The 13,509-nt window shown below is 72.1% G+C and carries 12 protein-coding genes and 2 pseudogenes; 5 read left to right on the forward strand and 9 right to left on the reverse strand.

The annotated features are described in order from the left end of the window. Positions 1–254 precede the first annotated feature (254 nt). The 8 genes and pseudogenes from AC02VZ_RS25030 to AC02VZ_RS25065 all read right to left on the reverse strand — a co-directional run. Complete coding sequence (locus AC02VZ_RS25030) at positions 255–689, reverse strand: WXG100 family type VII secretion target (RefSeq protein WP_476476455.1); 435 nt, start codon at positions 687–689, stop codon at positions 255–257. 300 nt (positions 690–989) lie between these two features. Next, complete coding sequence (gene rbsD, locus AC02VZ_RS25035) at positions 990–1,379, reverse strand: D-ribose pyranase (protein WP_476476456.1); 390 nt, start codon at positions 1,377–1,379, stop codon at positions 990–992. Then, on the reverse strand, positions 1,376–2,293 hold the full coding sequence (locus tag AC02VZ_RS25040) for a ribokinase (RefSeq protein WP_476476457.1): 918 nt from the start codon (positions 2,291–2,293) through the stop codon (positions 1,376–1,378). The genes rbsD and AC02VZ_RS25040 overlap by 4 nt, the downstream gene beginning before the upstream one ends. A gap of 74 nt (positions 2,294–2,367) precedes the next feature. Further along, the gene (locus AC02VZ_RS25045; RefSeq protein WP_432055480.1) at positions 2,368–4,323 is read right to left on the reverse strand and encodes an ABC transporter permease/substrate-binding protein; all 1,956 of its coding nucleotides are present in this window, start codon (positions 4,321–4,323) and stop codon (positions 2,368–2,370) included. Continuing rightward, complete coding sequence (locus AC02VZ_RS25050; RefSeq protein ID WP_476476458.1) at positions 4,313–5,998, reverse strand: ATP-binding cassette domain-containing protein; 1,686 nt, start codon at positions 5,996–5,998, stop codon at positions 4,313–4,315. The genes AC02VZ_RS25045 and AC02VZ_RS25050 overlap by 11 nt, the downstream gene beginning before the upstream one ends. After that, positions 5,995–7,170: a LacI family DNA-binding transcriptional regulator gene (locus AC02VZ_RS25055; protein ID WP_476476459.1), complete on the reverse strand. Its 1,176-nt coding sequence runs from the start codon at positions 7,168–7,170 to the stop codon at positions 5,995–5,997. Before AC02VZ_RS25055 ends, AC02VZ_RS25050 begins: the two co-directional genes overlap by 4 nt. A gap of 161 nt (positions 7,171–7,331) precedes the next feature. Continuing rightward, positions 7,332–7,763, reverse strand: a complete 432-nt coding sequence (locus tag AC02VZ_RS25060) for an ankyrin repeat domain-containing protein (RefSeq protein ID WP_476476460.1) — start codon at positions 7,761–7,763, stop codon at positions 7,332–7,334. Positions 7,764–8,005: 242 nt separating this feature from the next. Then, positions 8,006–8,260, reverse strand: a pseudogene (locus tag AC02VZ_RS25065) (ATP-binding protein); the annotation flags it as partial. On the opposite strand from AC02VZ_RS25065, the pseudogene AC02VZ_RS25070 reads away from it, so the two are divergent. The 4 genes and pseudogenes from AC02VZ_RS25070 to AC02VZ_RS25085 all read left to right on the forward strand — a co-directional run. Then, positions 8,254–8,685: pseudogene (locus AC02VZ_RS25070) on the forward strand (DUF5753 domain-containing protein); the annotation flags it as partial. The pseudogenes AC02VZ_RS25065 and AC02VZ_RS25070 sit on opposite strands and share 7 nt — an antisense overlap. Positions 8,686–8,691: 6 nt before the next feature. Next, complete coding sequence (locus tag AC02VZ_RS25075) at positions 8,692–8,889, forward strand: DUF397 domain-containing protein (RefSeq protein ID WP_476476461.1); 198 nt, start codon at positions 8,692–8,694, stop codon at positions 8,887–8,889. Positions 8,890–8,971: 82 nt separating this feature from the next. Continuing rightward, positions 8,972–9,514 (forward strand): DapH/DapD/GlmU-related protein, encoded by a 543-nt coding sequence (locus AC02VZ_RS25080; protein ID WP_476476462.1) that lies wholly within the window; start codon positions 8,972–8,974, stop codon positions 9,512–9,514. Between the two features lie 34 nt (positions 9,515–9,548). After that, positions 9,549–9,737 carry a DUF397 domain-containing protein gene (locus AC02VZ_RS25085; protein ID WP_476476463.1) on the forward strand — a complete coding sequence of 63 codons (189 nt, stop codon included), beginning with the start codon at positions 9,549–9,551 and terminating at the stop codon, positions 9,735–9,737. Between the two features lie 178 nt (positions 9,738–9,915). On the opposite strand, the gene AC02VZ_RS25090 is transcribed toward AC02VZ_RS25085, so the two are convergent. Further along, positions 9,916–10,476: a lamin tail domain-containing protein gene (locus AC02VZ_RS25090; protein WP_476476464.1), complete on the reverse strand. Its 561-nt coding sequence runs from the start codon at positions 10,474–10,476 to the stop codon at positions 9,916–9,918. Positions 10,477–11,081: 605 nt separating this feature from the next. Here AC02VZ_RS25090 and recD2 point away from each other — a divergent pair. Continuing rightward, a complete protein-coding gene (recD2, locus tag AC02VZ_RS25095; RefSeq protein ID WP_476476465.1) occupies positions 11,082–13,352 on the forward strand; it encodes an SF1B family DNA helicase RecD2 in 2,271 nt (756 codons plus the stop codon). The last annotated feature ends 157 nt before the right edge of the window (positions 13,353–13,509 follow it).

Raw genomic sequence — 13,509 nt, forward strand, 5'->3', positions numbered from 1 at the left:
CACGAAGCCTCTGGTGGAGACGGATTTCTTGGTCGAAAACCCATCTACCAGGGGCTTCACCTGTCTGTCACCCCAACTGCCCCTCCAACCGAACAGGTTGGAAAGAGCTCAATGTCTTCCAACTCGATGGAGAGTTCCCGGAGCGTGCCGAAAGAGACGGATATGTGGTCCTCGGCTGATGTTTCGGTCGGCATGTCTTCCCCCTTATGTGCAATCGGAGCTGCTGCGGACGGCGCCTTGTGTCCCGTGAGGTTTCAGAAGGAGTCCAAAGAACTGCGGGGAGGAGCGGTCGGAGGAGCGCTCGTGTGGTGCTCTCTGTGCGGTGTCGACAATCTGTCGACCTCGCTGGTGACGTCCAACTGAATGCGTTGAAGCTGGGTGAGGACGTCCAGTTCGATCTCGGTGAAGCCGTCCCTGCTAAGGCGAACCGCCTGCTCAAGGTGCCGTATCACCTCGCGGATGCGTACCGCGTCCTCGGCTGCTGCCCGGTGGAATGCGCGATAAGCGGTTCCGGCGGGACCGCGCCAGCCGGCCTCTATGTGGTCCACCACCCCGTCCATCCGCCTGACTTGCTTGTCGAGGTGGTCCTGCATGTCGTCGAGGTCGTCCGCGAGCTTGGTCAGGTCGTCGTCGGACACACGCAGATCTGGCTTCTGGCCCTGTCCCGTCGGTGTGTCGGGCAATCCCATGGTGAGTCTCCCCGTTCCCTCGTCAGGCAACTGTTGCCCGTCGCCCGGGAGATGATCCTATGAAACGATCCGATCATGGGTAGCCGAGGCACGTCGACGCGGGCCCCGAGAAATCCCTCCGCTGTGTGCAACCTTCCACCCACCACGCGGGTCGTATTTGCTGTCAGGACTCCTGGGAGGGGACCCGGGGGGGATCGAGGGGTTCTGACGGGGAGGGAAGCGAAGGGGCCCGGTCGACGGACCGGGCCCCTTCGAAGTGCGCACGCCGCCCGCGCTCGACCTACGGTCACGCCCCCACGCTCAGAAGAACACCCCGCATCGCAGCAGCACGTTGGCGTACGGCTGGGCCTCGCCCGTGCGGACGACGAGGCGTGCGCCCGCTGTCAGGGTCTTCAACTGCTCGTGGGGGACCAGGTGCAGGCCGGGGAAGTGGCCGGTGAGCAGGTCGGCGGCGGCCGGGTTGGCGTCGTGGACCTCGGCGGCGGCCGTCGCGCCCTCGACGACCAGCTCCGCCAGCAGCCCGTCCAGGACCTCCGCGAACGACGGCACCCCGGCCCGGAAGGCGAGGTCGACGACGCGGGGCTCGTCGGGGATCGGCATGCCGACGTCGCACACCAGCACCCCGTCGCCGTGGCCGAGTTCGGCCAGGGCGCCGGAGAGGTGACGGTTCAGGATTCCGTGCTTCTTCACAGGGCCGCGACCTCCGCCGCGGTCGGGAAGGACACCTGCGCCCCCTGCCGGGTGACCGTCACCGCGCCGACCCGGGCCGCGTACGTCGCCGCCTCGGCGAGTGACTCGCCCGCGCCGAGCCGCCAGGCCAGGGCGGCGGTGAACGCGTCGCCCGCGCCGGTGGTGTCGACGGCGTCGACCCGCACGGAGGGGACCCGTGCCGTGCCCTCCGGGGACGCGACCAGCGCGCCCTCGCCGCCCAGGGTGACCACCACCGACCGCGGGCCCGCGGCGAGCAACTGCTCTGCCCAGTCCTCCGGCTCGTCGCCGGGGCCGCCCGCACCGCCGGTGCCGTCCAGGATGACCTTCGCCTCGTGCTCGTTGACGATCAGCGGGTCGCAGGCCGCCAGTACCTCCGCGGGCAGCGGCTGCGGCGGCGACGGGTTGAGGACGAACCGGCTGCCGGGCGCGAGGCTGCGCACCACCTCCGCCACCGTCTCCAGCGGGATCTCCAACTGCGCGGACACCACCCGGGCGGCCTGGAACAGACTGCGGGCGGCACGGACGTCCTCCGGCGTGAGCCGGCCGTTGGCGCCCGGCGAGACGACGATGCTGTTGTCGCCGGACGGGTCCACGGTGATCAGGGCGACCCCGGTCGGCGCCCCGCCCACCAGGACGCCTCCCGTGTCGACGCCGGCCGACCGCTGCGAGTCCAGCAGCAGCCGCCCGTGCGCGTCGTCGCCGACCCGGGCCAGCAGGGCCGTACGGGCCCCGAGGCGGGCGGCGGCGACGGCCTGGTTGGCGCCCTTGCCGCCCGGGTGGACGGCGAGGTCGGAGCCCAGCACCGTCTCCCCGGCGGCCGGACGGCGCTCGACGCCGATCACCAGGTCGGCGTTGGCCGACCCCACGACCAGGAGGTCGTAGTCGTCGTTCATGTCGTGCTCCCCACGTGCGTGTGCGGGGCGGACGGCCGTCGTGGCCGCCCGCCCCAGGGTCCTGTCGGCGGTGGTCAGCCGCCGAAGTCGGCCACGTTGTCCTTCGTGACCACCTTCACCGGGACCTTCACCGTGTCGTCGAGCTTCTTGCCGTCGGCCGCGCGCAGCGCGTTGGTCACCGCGATCCGGCCGAGTTCCTTCGGCTGCTGCGCGACCGACGCGTACAGCGTGCCCGCCTCGACGGCCTTGAGCCCGTCCGGCGTGCCGTCGAAGCCGACGACCTGGACGGACGTGCCGGCCTTCGAGCCGAGCGCCTTGATGGCACCCAGCGCCATCTCGTCGTTCTCGGCGAACACGCCGTCGATGTCGGGGTGCGCCTGGAGCAGGTTGGTCATCACGTCCAGGCCCTTGGTGCGGTCGAAGTCGGCGGGCTGCTTGGCGACGACCTCGATGCCGGGGTAGTCCTTCAGGCCCTCGGCGAAGCCCGCGCCGCGCTCGCGGCTGGCGGACGTGCCGGCCTGGCCCTGGAGGATCACGATGGTGCCCTCGCCGCCCAGCTTCTCGGCGAGCGCCTTGGCGCCCTGCCGGCCGCCGGCCACGTTGTCGGAGGCGACCAGCGCGTCCGTCTCGGCCTTGTTGACGCCCCGGTCCACGGCGATCACGGGGATGTCGGCCTGGTTGGCGGAGCGCACGGCCGGACCGGCCGCGTCGGAGTCCACCGGGTTGACGATGATCGCGCCGAGGCTGCCGCTGGTGAAGTTCTGCAGCTGGTTGGCCTGCTGGGAGGCGTCGTTCTGGGCGTCGGTGACGGTCAGGTCCACGCCCTGCTTCTTCGCCTCCTCCTTCGCACCGGCCTGGATCTGCACGAAGAACGGGTTGTTGAGCGTCGACAGGGACAGTCCGACCTTCTCGGTCTTCGCCGCCGAGGAGCCGTTGTGCAGGAAGGACAGGGCGCCGACGATGGCCGCCGCCACCACGGCGGCGAGGAGGTAGGTCGCCGCCTGCTTCTTCCGGTTGCCGCCGCCGGACGCCCCGGTCACCGGGGTGGCCCCGGCCTTGCGCCGGACCGTGTCCAGCAGCACGGCCAGCGCGATCACGACACCGATCACGACCTGCTGCCAGAACGCCGACACCGACAGCAGGTTGAGGCCGTTGCGCAGCACCGCCAGGATCAGCGCGCCGATCAGCGTGCCGGACGCCTTGCCCGTCCCGCCGGCGAGCGAGGCGCCGCCGATGACGACCGCGGCGATGGCGTCCAGTTCGTAGCCCTGCGCGGCCTGCGGCTGCGCGGAGGCCAGCCGGGAGGCGAGCACGATGCCCGCGGCGGCGGCGAACAGGCCGGACAGCGCGTAGATGGCCAGCTTCTGCTTCTTCACCCGCAGCCCGGACAGGCGGGCCGCCTCCTCGTTGCCGCCGATCGCGTACATGGAGCGGCCGATGTAGGTGCGGCCGAGGATGAACGCCGTGATCAGGCCCATGCCGACCATCACGAGCACCGGGACGGGCAGCCAGCCGCCGAGGGTGTCGCCGAGGTGGGACACGGAGTCGGGGAAGGCGATCGGGGAGCCCTGCGAGATCACCAGGGACAGGCCGCGGGCCACCGACAGCATGGCCAGCGTGGCGATGAACGACGGGAGTTTGCCGTACGAGACGAGGATGCCGTTGACCAGGCCGCACGCGATGCCGGTGGCGACGGCCAGCAGCACCGCGAGGACCACGGGGACGCCCGCGGAGGTGGCGCTCCAGGCGAGCACGGTGGCCGACAGGGCGGCGACCGAGCCGACCGACAGGTCGATGCCCGCGGAGACGATGACGAAGGTGACGCCGAAGGCGAGGATCGCGACGACCGCGGCCTGGACGCCGATGTTGAGCAGGTTGTCGGCGGTCAGGAAGTCGCCGGACAGCGCCGACATGGCGATGACGAGGACGATGAGCGCGGTGAGCGCGCCGTTGTCGAGGAGCAGGCGGCGCAGGCCGCCCGGGGCGCCACCCTGCGCGCCCGGCTTGCTCTTGAGCGTGTCAGTGGCCACCGGGGGCCTCCGTTCCGTTGCTGTGGGGGCTGTCGTGCGTGCCGTCGGTGCCGGAAACACCGGGCGGGCCAGACGCACCGGGCGTGCCGGGGGTGCTCGGCGTGCCGGAAGCGGCTGACGTGCCGGGCCTGCCGGGCCTGCCGGGCCTGTCGGGGGTGTCGGCGGTGCCGGTCGCGCCGGGAGACGTGCCGACGGCGAGCGCCATCACGGCGTCCTGGGTGGCGTCCTCGGCGGTCAGTTCGCCGGCGACGCGGCCCTGGGCCATGACGACGACCCGGTCGCTCATGCCGAGCACCTCGGGCAGGTCGCTGGAGATCATGAGCACCGCGGCGCCGGCGGCCGTCAGTTCGTTGATGAGCTGGTAGATCTCGACCTTCGCGCCGACGTCGATGCCGCGCGTCGGCTCGTCGAGGATCAGCACCTTGGTGTTCGCCAGCAGCCACTTGCCGATGACGACCTTCTGCTGGTTGCCGCCGGACAGGGTGCGCACGTGCTGCCCGAGGCCCGCCATCCGCACGCCGAGCTGCCGCGCGATGCGGTCCGCCGCCTCGTGCTGCCCCTTGAGGTCGACGAGGCCCGCGCGGGAGGTGGAGCGCAGGGTGACCAGGCCGAGGTTCTCCTCGACGGAGGCGTCGAGCACCAGCCCCTGTCCCTTGCGGTCCTCGGGCACCAGCCCGATGCCGGCCGCCATCGCGGCGTTCACGTCGTGCCCGCGCAACGGCGCGCCGCCGACGTGCACCGTCCCGGTGTCGTACGGGTCCGCCCCGAACACCGCGCGGGCCACCTCGGTGCGCCCGGCGCCGACGAGTCCCGCGATGCCGACGACCTCACCGGCCCGCACCTCGAAGCTCACGTCGTGGAACACGCCGTCCCGGGTGAGCCCTTCGACCCTGAGCAGGGCGTCACCGGCGTCGGTGCGCTCGCGCGGGTACTGCTGCTCGATGGACCGCCCGACCATGAGCCGGACGAGTTCCTCCTCGCCGGCCGTGGCGGACACCTGTCCGACACTGCGGCCGTCCCGGATGACGGTGACCCGGTCGCCCAGGGCGGCGATCTCCTCCAGGTGGTGGGTGATGAAGACGATGCCGACGCCGTCCTCGCGCAGCCGCCGCACGATCGCGAACAGCCTGTCGACCTCCTCCGAGGTCAGCACGGCGGTCGGCTCGTCCATGATGAGCACCCGGGCGTCCAGGCTGAGCGCCTTGGCGATCTCGACCATCTGGAGCCGGGCGATGCCGAGTTCACGCACCCGGGCACGGGGCGACACGTCGACGCCGACCCGCTTCAACAGCACCTCGGCGTCGGCCTCCATCGTCTTCCGGTCGATCATCCCGAAGCGGCGCGGCTGGCGGCCGAGGAAGATGTTCTCGGCGACGGTCAGGTCGGGCACCAGGTTGAACTCCTGGTAGATGGTGGCGATCCCGAGCCGCTCGGAGTCCTGCGCACCCTGGATGCGCACCTCCTCGCCGTCGACCACGATCCGCCCGGCGTCGGGCGTGTAGGCACCGGAGAGCATCTTGATCAGCGTGCTCTTGCCGGCGCCGTTCTCGCCGAGGAGCACGTGCACCTCGCCCCGGCGCAGGTCGAAGTCGACGCTGTCGAGCGCGACCACGCCGGGGAAGGTCTTGCGGATGCCCTCGATGCGCAGCAACTCGTCCGGACTGCGGCTGCTCACGGCGTACTCCTTCGTACGGGGGAGGGGGACGGGGGAGAGGGGGGCCGGGGGGACGCCTCGGCCGGTGACGGTGACGGTGACGGTGACGGCGGCGGGGTCGGTGACGGCGGCTTCGGGGACGGTGCCGGAGCCGGGGGCGTGGGTGGTGCCGGGGGCGGGGACTGCGGGTCCGGCGCGGGCGCCGGCTCGCCGCAGGAGCGGCGCACGACCAGCCGGGCGGGGAGGGTGACCGACTCGCCGGGCCGCCCCTCGATCCGGTCGACCAGTGCCCGCACGGCGGCCCGGCCCAGCTCCCGGGTCGGCTGGGCGATGGCGGTGACCGGCGGATCGGTGTGCACGAACCAGGGGATGTCGTCGAACGCGGCCAGCGCGATGTCGTCGGGGACGCTCAGGCCACGCTCCCGGATCGCGTCCAGCGCGCCGAGCGCCATCAGGTTGTCGGCGGCGAACAGCACGTCCGGCGGTTCGGCCAGCGCGAGGAAGCCCTCGGTGACCCGGCGTCCGCTCTCGGCCTGGAAGTCGCCCTGGCCGATGTGGGCGTCGGGGAGGTCCAGCCCGTAGGCGCCGAGCGCCTCCCGGAAGGCGTCCACGCGCTCCCGGCCGGTGGTGGTGGCCGCGGGTCCGGCGATGATCGCCAGCCGCCGGTGACCGAGCCCGTACAGGTGGGCGACGAGGTCCCGGACGGCGTCGCGCCCGTCCGACCGGACGACGGGCACGTCGACGCCGGGGATCCAGCGGTCGACGAACACCATGGGCGTGCCCGTGCGGGCGGCGTCCAGCATGCGGGGCGACCCGCCGTCGGTGGGGGAGACGAGGAGCCCGTCGATCCGCCGGTCCAGCAGCGTCGTCACGTGGTGGTCCTGGAGGTCCGGCCGCTCGTCGGCGTTGCCGATGATCACGCTGTAGCCGAGGGCGCGGGCCTCCTCCTCGACGGAGCGGGCCAGCTCGGTGAAGTACGGGTTCATCACGTCGCTGATGACCAGCCCGAGGGTGCGGGTCTGGTGGGTGCGCAACGACCGGGCGACGGCGTTCGGACGGTAGCCGAGCCGCTCGACGGCCGCCGTGACCCGCGTCCGGGCCTCCGCGCTGACCGAGGGGTGCCCGTTCAGCACCCGCGACACCGTGGCCACGGACACGCCTGCCTCGGCAGCGACGTCCTTGATGCTCGCCATCGCCGTTCCACCTCCTCGTGGAATCGATTACACGAGGGATTGGAATCGATTACACGGCGAAGGGCAAGAGGGGGGCCGGTGGCCGAAACTGAATCGTGACCGACGGGGCGGGTGCGGGCCCGCCCAGGGCCTCGCCCCACGCGCAGGTCGCGGGCGATGTCCTACCCGGCCGCCCGCGGGACCGCGCCCGCCGCGACGAGCGCGCCGGCCGTCTCCGGGTGGGGTCCGGTGTCCGCCCACTCCAGCGGGGTCCGTCCCGTGCCGTGGTCCTCGCGCAGGTCCGGGTCGGCACCGTGCGCCAGCAGCTCCCGGACCGCCTCGGTGTGCCCCCAGCACGCGGCGGCACACAGCGGCGTGCCCTCGGATCCCGCGCCGCGGCTCTCGGTGTCGGGGTGCGCCCCGGCCGCCAGGAGCAGCCGGACCGTCGCGGTGTCCCCGTTCACGGCGGCCACGTAGAGCGGGGTGGTGCCGTCGCGGTCCCTGCCCTCCGGGTCGGCCCCGGCCCGCAGCGCGGCCCGCGCTCCGTGCGCGTCCCCCACGAGAACCGCCCCGAAGAGACGCCGGAAGTGCTTCTTCTGCTGCCGCTGTTTCATGGGCGCCGAGCCTATGGACCGGCGCTCCGGTCCCGCGAACCACGTTCGCCGCCCCTCTCGGCCGGGGCCCTGCGCTTGTGGCCGGGTCCCTGTGTCCCTGGTTGGTCGGGTCCCTGGGCGCCCGCCCGGCGCCGCCCGAGGCCGCCCGCTCAGTCCCGGAACTCCCCGTCCTTCGGCAGGGCGGCGAAGTCGTCAGGGCCGGAGGAGAGGAAGGCAAGGCCGGCACCCCGGCCTCCCGGCGCTCAGGCGGCCGCCAGCTCACACCACACGTACTTGCCGCTGCTGCCGTCCCTGGTCAGGGGCTGCCACCCCCACACGTCGGCACAGGCCCGCACCAGCGCCAGCCCTCGCCCGTCCTCCCGCCCGGCCGCCTGCGCGAACGGCTGGGGCGGCTCCGGCGGCCGGGGGTCCGCGTCCCAGGCTCCGATGCGCAACGTGCCCGGCGGCGACCAGTGCACGCGCAGTGCGGCCGGGCCCTTGGTGTGGCGCACTGCGCCATGAAGAGCTGGAGCTGCGAGTTCGCCACCGGATGCAACGCAAGGTGATCCTCGGCACCCCGGCCCGCGTACCGTATGAGGCTGTCATCCACGAAGCGGCATTGCGTATCAGAGTGGGGACCCGGGCCACGGCACGAGCGCAGCTCACCCGCCTTCTTGAACTGTCCGAAGCCGATCATGTCGAGGTACGCGTCATTCCCTTTGACCTGGACGGTTTCGGTGGCACCTGGAGCCCCATGATGCTGGCGGGCGGGAGGGTGCCCAAGCTGGACACGGCGGTTCGTGATGCACCGCATGGCACCGGTTTCATCGATTCCGAGGCCCAACTCGGCGTTTTCCGAACGGTCTTCCGTAGAGTGAAGGATGTGTCACTCGACCCCAGCCGGTCGCGTGACTTCATCCAGAGACTGGCCAAGGAACTGTGAGGCTCCGTGTCCACCCCTGACAACTGGCGCAGGTCGTCCTACTCCGGCGGCGGCGACGGCAACAACTGCGTAGAGATCGCGCACGCACCCACCCGCATATCCGTCCGCGACTCCAAGGCTCCCAGCCGGGCCACCCTCACCTTCCCCGTCTCCGCCTTCGCGGTGTTCGTCGAGGAGCTGAAGAGGCCGACGAGCGGATCGTGACCCACACCGCGTCCGCGCCCGCAGGGCGGCCCCCGCCCGGTGCGTCTTGTCCGTCCACCGGTGCGCGGGAAAGAATCGCGGCATGTCCGGTGACCGCCTCATGCGCATCCACAGTGCCGAGTTCCAGGCCATGGCCGAGAGGGTCCTGCGGGTCACCGAGCTGACCTCCCGCCTGAACGTCCTGCCCTTCGAGGACGAGGAGGGCAAGGCGCAGTTGTTCGAGCGGATCCTCGGCAGGCCGCTGCCGCCGAGGGTCACGATCCACCCGCCCTTCTACACGGACCACGGCCTGAACCTCGATCTCGCCGAGCGGGTCTTCGTCAACCAGAACTGCACGTTCCTGGACTACGCCGGTATCCGGCTCGGTGAGCGCGTGATGGTCGGCCCGAAGGTCACGTTCATCACCAGCGGCCACCCGGTCGATCCCGGGGAGCGGCGGCTGTACCTCACCGGCGCACCCATCGACGTGGCGGAGAACGTGTGGATCGGCGCCGGTGCCACGATCCTGCCGGGCGTCAGCATCGGCCGGGACGCCGTGATCGCCGCCGGCGCGGTCGTGGCCGACGACGTTCCGCCGGCGAGCCTGGTGACCGGTGGCAAGGCGACCGTGCACCGGACGTGGTGACGTCCGCAGTCTGACGAAGGAGCCGTGGGACCACATGGAGAACTGGCGGAAGTCGTCCTACTCGGGCCCCGACGACGGCAACAACTGCGTCGAGATCGCGAACGCACCCACCCGCATATCCGTCCGCGACTCCAAGATCCCCACCCGGCCGACCCTCTCCTTCACCGCCTCCGTCTTTGCCGTCTTCCTCGACGCGTTGAAGGAGCCGGCGCCGACGGGGTGAGGCGCCCGGGGTGATGCGGAGCAGCCCTGTCGCGAGGGCCGGCCGGGTCCGGCGCCCCCTTCCGGCCGTGTACACGCGCGTGTGCCGGACAGCGCGGGGCTGCCCGGCACACGCGGTCGTCTCCAGGAGTGCCGAGGCCGCCGGTGACGTGGACGTCCGGCAGCCTCAGCACCTTGGATCAGCGGCGACCGCGGCTGTCGCGGTTGTCGCGGCGGTCGTCACGGTCGCGGCGGTCGTCACCGGCACGGCGGTCGTCGCGGCGGTCGTCACGGTCGAAGCGGCTGCGGCCCCACGACTCGGTGTCGACGACGCGTCCGCGGTCGTTGCGCAGGGTGGCCGTGTCGGAGCGGTTGTCCCAGATGTGGTTGCGGCGGTCCTGGAACACCCGGGTGCGGGTGTCGCGGCCGATGCCGGTGTGGACGTAGACCGAACTACGCCCGGCGAGGCGGACGTTGTTGAAGCGGTAGCGCTGGCCCTCCTCGTTGCGCAGCGTCCATCCCCTCAGGTTGACCGCGTGGCGGGTGGTGTTGGTGATCCGCACCCACTCACCGTTCACGGAGCGGTTGTTACGGGTGTCGGGACCCGGGGCGTTGTACTGCACGTCGGTGATCTGCACGGCCGGCCGGTGCGGCCGGTGCTCGGCCGCGGAGGCGGGCGCCGTCAGGACCGCCGTCAGGGCACCGACGCTCAGCACGGCGGCGGTGAGGCGGCGAGCGTTGACAGACGTGGACTTGGACACAGGATCCCCCTGCTCGGTGCGGGCCCGGCCTCCCGATCCGGCGTGCCGGCGGCGGAGGCTGGGCCTGGTGCGAAGGGCGGCCGGTCGGCTGCCCACGCACACCCTGCCCACCCGCGGCCGGTCGATGGAGGAGACGTGAAGGGTCGTTACGATCCAGCCACATCGCTGTGAATGTCACCTGTAATATCCATTTACCGCGTCAATGCATCAGGTTGACGACAAATGGGGCATCGTGCCCTTGTGGGCACTGGCCGCCGACCCGATCGCGCCACGGCACGCCACCCCGGCCCTCGCGGCGGCGTCACCCGAAAGTGGGTAACGGCGTCCCGCCTCCGATCACCCCGCCCCGCGACGGAACCGGGCCCAGAACCTGACGGGGCGCCACGGGAAGCCTTCCGGTCGGTCAGGTGGGGAGAGGAGAGGTGCAGAGGCGGGGAGGCGGGGAGGCGGGGGAGCGGGGAGGCGGGGAGGCGGCGTCCGCGTGGCCGGGTCCCGCCGCGCGCGGGCGGGCGGGCCGCAGGCACCCTGCGGCGCGGTGGACGCCCAGCGCCGTCCGTGAACTCGGGGGCCCGCCCCCTGTCACACCCCACCGGTACCGTCGGATCATGTCCAACCAGTCCGCGGCGGCGTCCGGAGGGCCTCGCCTCGCCGTTCTCGAAGGTGTCCTGGAGCGCATCACCTACGCCAACGAGGAGAACGGCTACACCGTCGCCCGCGTCGACACCGGCCGCGGCGCCGGTGACCTGCTCACCGTCGTCGGCGCGCTGCTGGGCGCGCAGGTGGGGGAGTCGCTGCGCATGGAGGGCCGTTGGGGGTCGCACCCGCAGTACGGCAAGCAGTTCCACGTGGAGAACTACACGACCCTCCTCCCGGCGACCGTGCAGGGCATCCGGCGCTATCTCGGGTCGGGGCTGGTCAAGGGCATCGGGCCGGTGTTCGCCGACCGGATCACGCAGCACTTCGGGCTGGACACCCTGAAGATCATCGAGGAGGAGCCGAAGCGGCTCATCGAGGTGCCGGGTCTCGGGCCGAAGCGGACCAGGAAGATCGCCGACGCCTGGGAGGAGCAGAAGGCGATCAAGGAGGTCATGCTCTTCCTCCAGACCGTCGAGGTGTCGACGTCGATCGCCGTGCGCATCTACAAGAAGTACGGCGACGCCTCGATCTCGGTGGTGAAGAACCAGCCCTACCGCCTCGCCGCCGACGTCTGGGGCATCGGCTTCCTCACCGCGGACAAGATCGCCCAGTCCGTCGGCATCCCGCACGACAGCCCGGAGCGGGTGAAGGCCGGCCTGCAGTACGCCCTGTCGCAGTCGGCCGACCAGGGCCACTGCTACCTGCCGGAGGAGAAGCTCATCGCCGACGCGGTGAAGCTGCTCCAGGTGGACACCGGCCTGGTCATCGAGTGCCTCGCCGAACTGGCCGCCGAGCCCGAGGACGGTGAGGACCCCGGCGTCGTGCGGGAGAAGGTGCCCGGGCCGGACGGCGGCGAACCGGTCACCGCGATCTACCTCGTCCCCTTCCACCGCGCCGAAGTCTCCCTCTCCGCCCAGCTGTTGCGCCTGTTGCGCACCGACGAGGACCGCCTGCCGTCCTTCGGGGACGTCGACTGGGACAAGGCGCTCGGCTGGCTGCGCGGCCGGACCGGCGCCGACCTCGCGCCCGAGCAGGAGGCCGCCGTGAAGCTGGCGCTGACCCGGAAGGTGGCCGTCCTCACCGGCGGCCCGGGCTGCGGCAAGTCCTTCACGGTCCGGTCGATCGTGGAGCTGGCCCGCGCCAAGAAGGCCAAGGTCGTCCTGGCCGCGCCCACCGGCCGGGCCGCGAAACGCCTGGCCGAGCTGACCGGGGCCGAGGCGTCCACCGTGCACCGCCTGCTGGAGCTGAAGCCGGGCGGCGACGCCGCCTACGACCGGGACCGCCCGCTGGACGCCGATCTGGTGGTGGTCGACGAGGCGTCCATGCTGGACCTGCTGCTGGCGAACAAGCTGGTCAAGGCCGTGCCGCCGGGGGCGCACCTGTTGCTCGTCGGGGACGTCGACCAGCTGCCCAGCGTCGGCGCGGGGGAGGTGCTGAGAGACCTGCTGGCGGACGGCAGTCCCGTGCCGGCCGTGCGGCTGACCCGGATCTTCCGCCAGGCCCAGCAGTCCGGCGTGGTCACCAACGCGCACCGGATCAACGCCGGGCAGCACCCGCTCACCGACGGCCTGAAGGACTTCTTCCTCTTCGTCGAGGACGACACCGAGGAGGCCGGCCGCCTCACCGTGGACGTGGCGGCCCGCCGCATCCCGGCGCGGTTCGGCCTGGACCCGCGCCGGGACGTGCAGGTGCTGGCGCCCATGCACCGGGGCCCGGCCGGCGCCGGCACCCTGAACGGCCTGCTCCAGCAGGTGGTCACCCCCGGCCGGCCCGACGTCCCGGAGAAGCGGTTCGGCGGCCGGGTCTTCCGCGTCGGCGACAAGGTGACCCAGATCCGCAACAACTACGACAAGGGCGCCAACGGCGTCTTCAACGGCACCGTCGGCGTGGTCACCGCGCTCGACCCGGTCGAGCAGCGCCTGACCGTGCTGACCGACGAGGACGAGGAGGTGCCGTACGACTTCGACGAGCTGGACGAGCTGGCCCACGCCTACGCGGTGACCATCCACCGCTCCCAGGGCAGTGAGTACCCGGCGGTCGTGATCCCGGTGACCACCGGCGCGTGGATGATGCTCCAGCGCAACCTGCTCTACACCGCCGTCACCCGGGCCAAACGGCTGGTCGTCCTCGTCGGCTCCCGGAAGGCGATCGGGCAGGCGGTGCGCACCGTCTCGGCCGGCCGCCGCTGCACGGCCCTGGACTTCCGCCTCTCGGGCCCCCGCGGCCCGGCCGCCCTCTGAGGCCGGGGGAGGGACCACGGGTCCGAGGGGCCGGGGGGCGGGGGCCGAGGGGTGGGGCGCCGGAGTGGCTCGCCCATCGCCCGCCGCCGAGACGTGTCTGCCGCCGTCGAGGGTGCCCGCCGTCGAGGTACGTGCCGCCGAGGAGCCTGCCGGCGCC

The sequence above is a fragment of the Streptomyces sp. 3-6 genome (genome assembly GCF_056323165.1).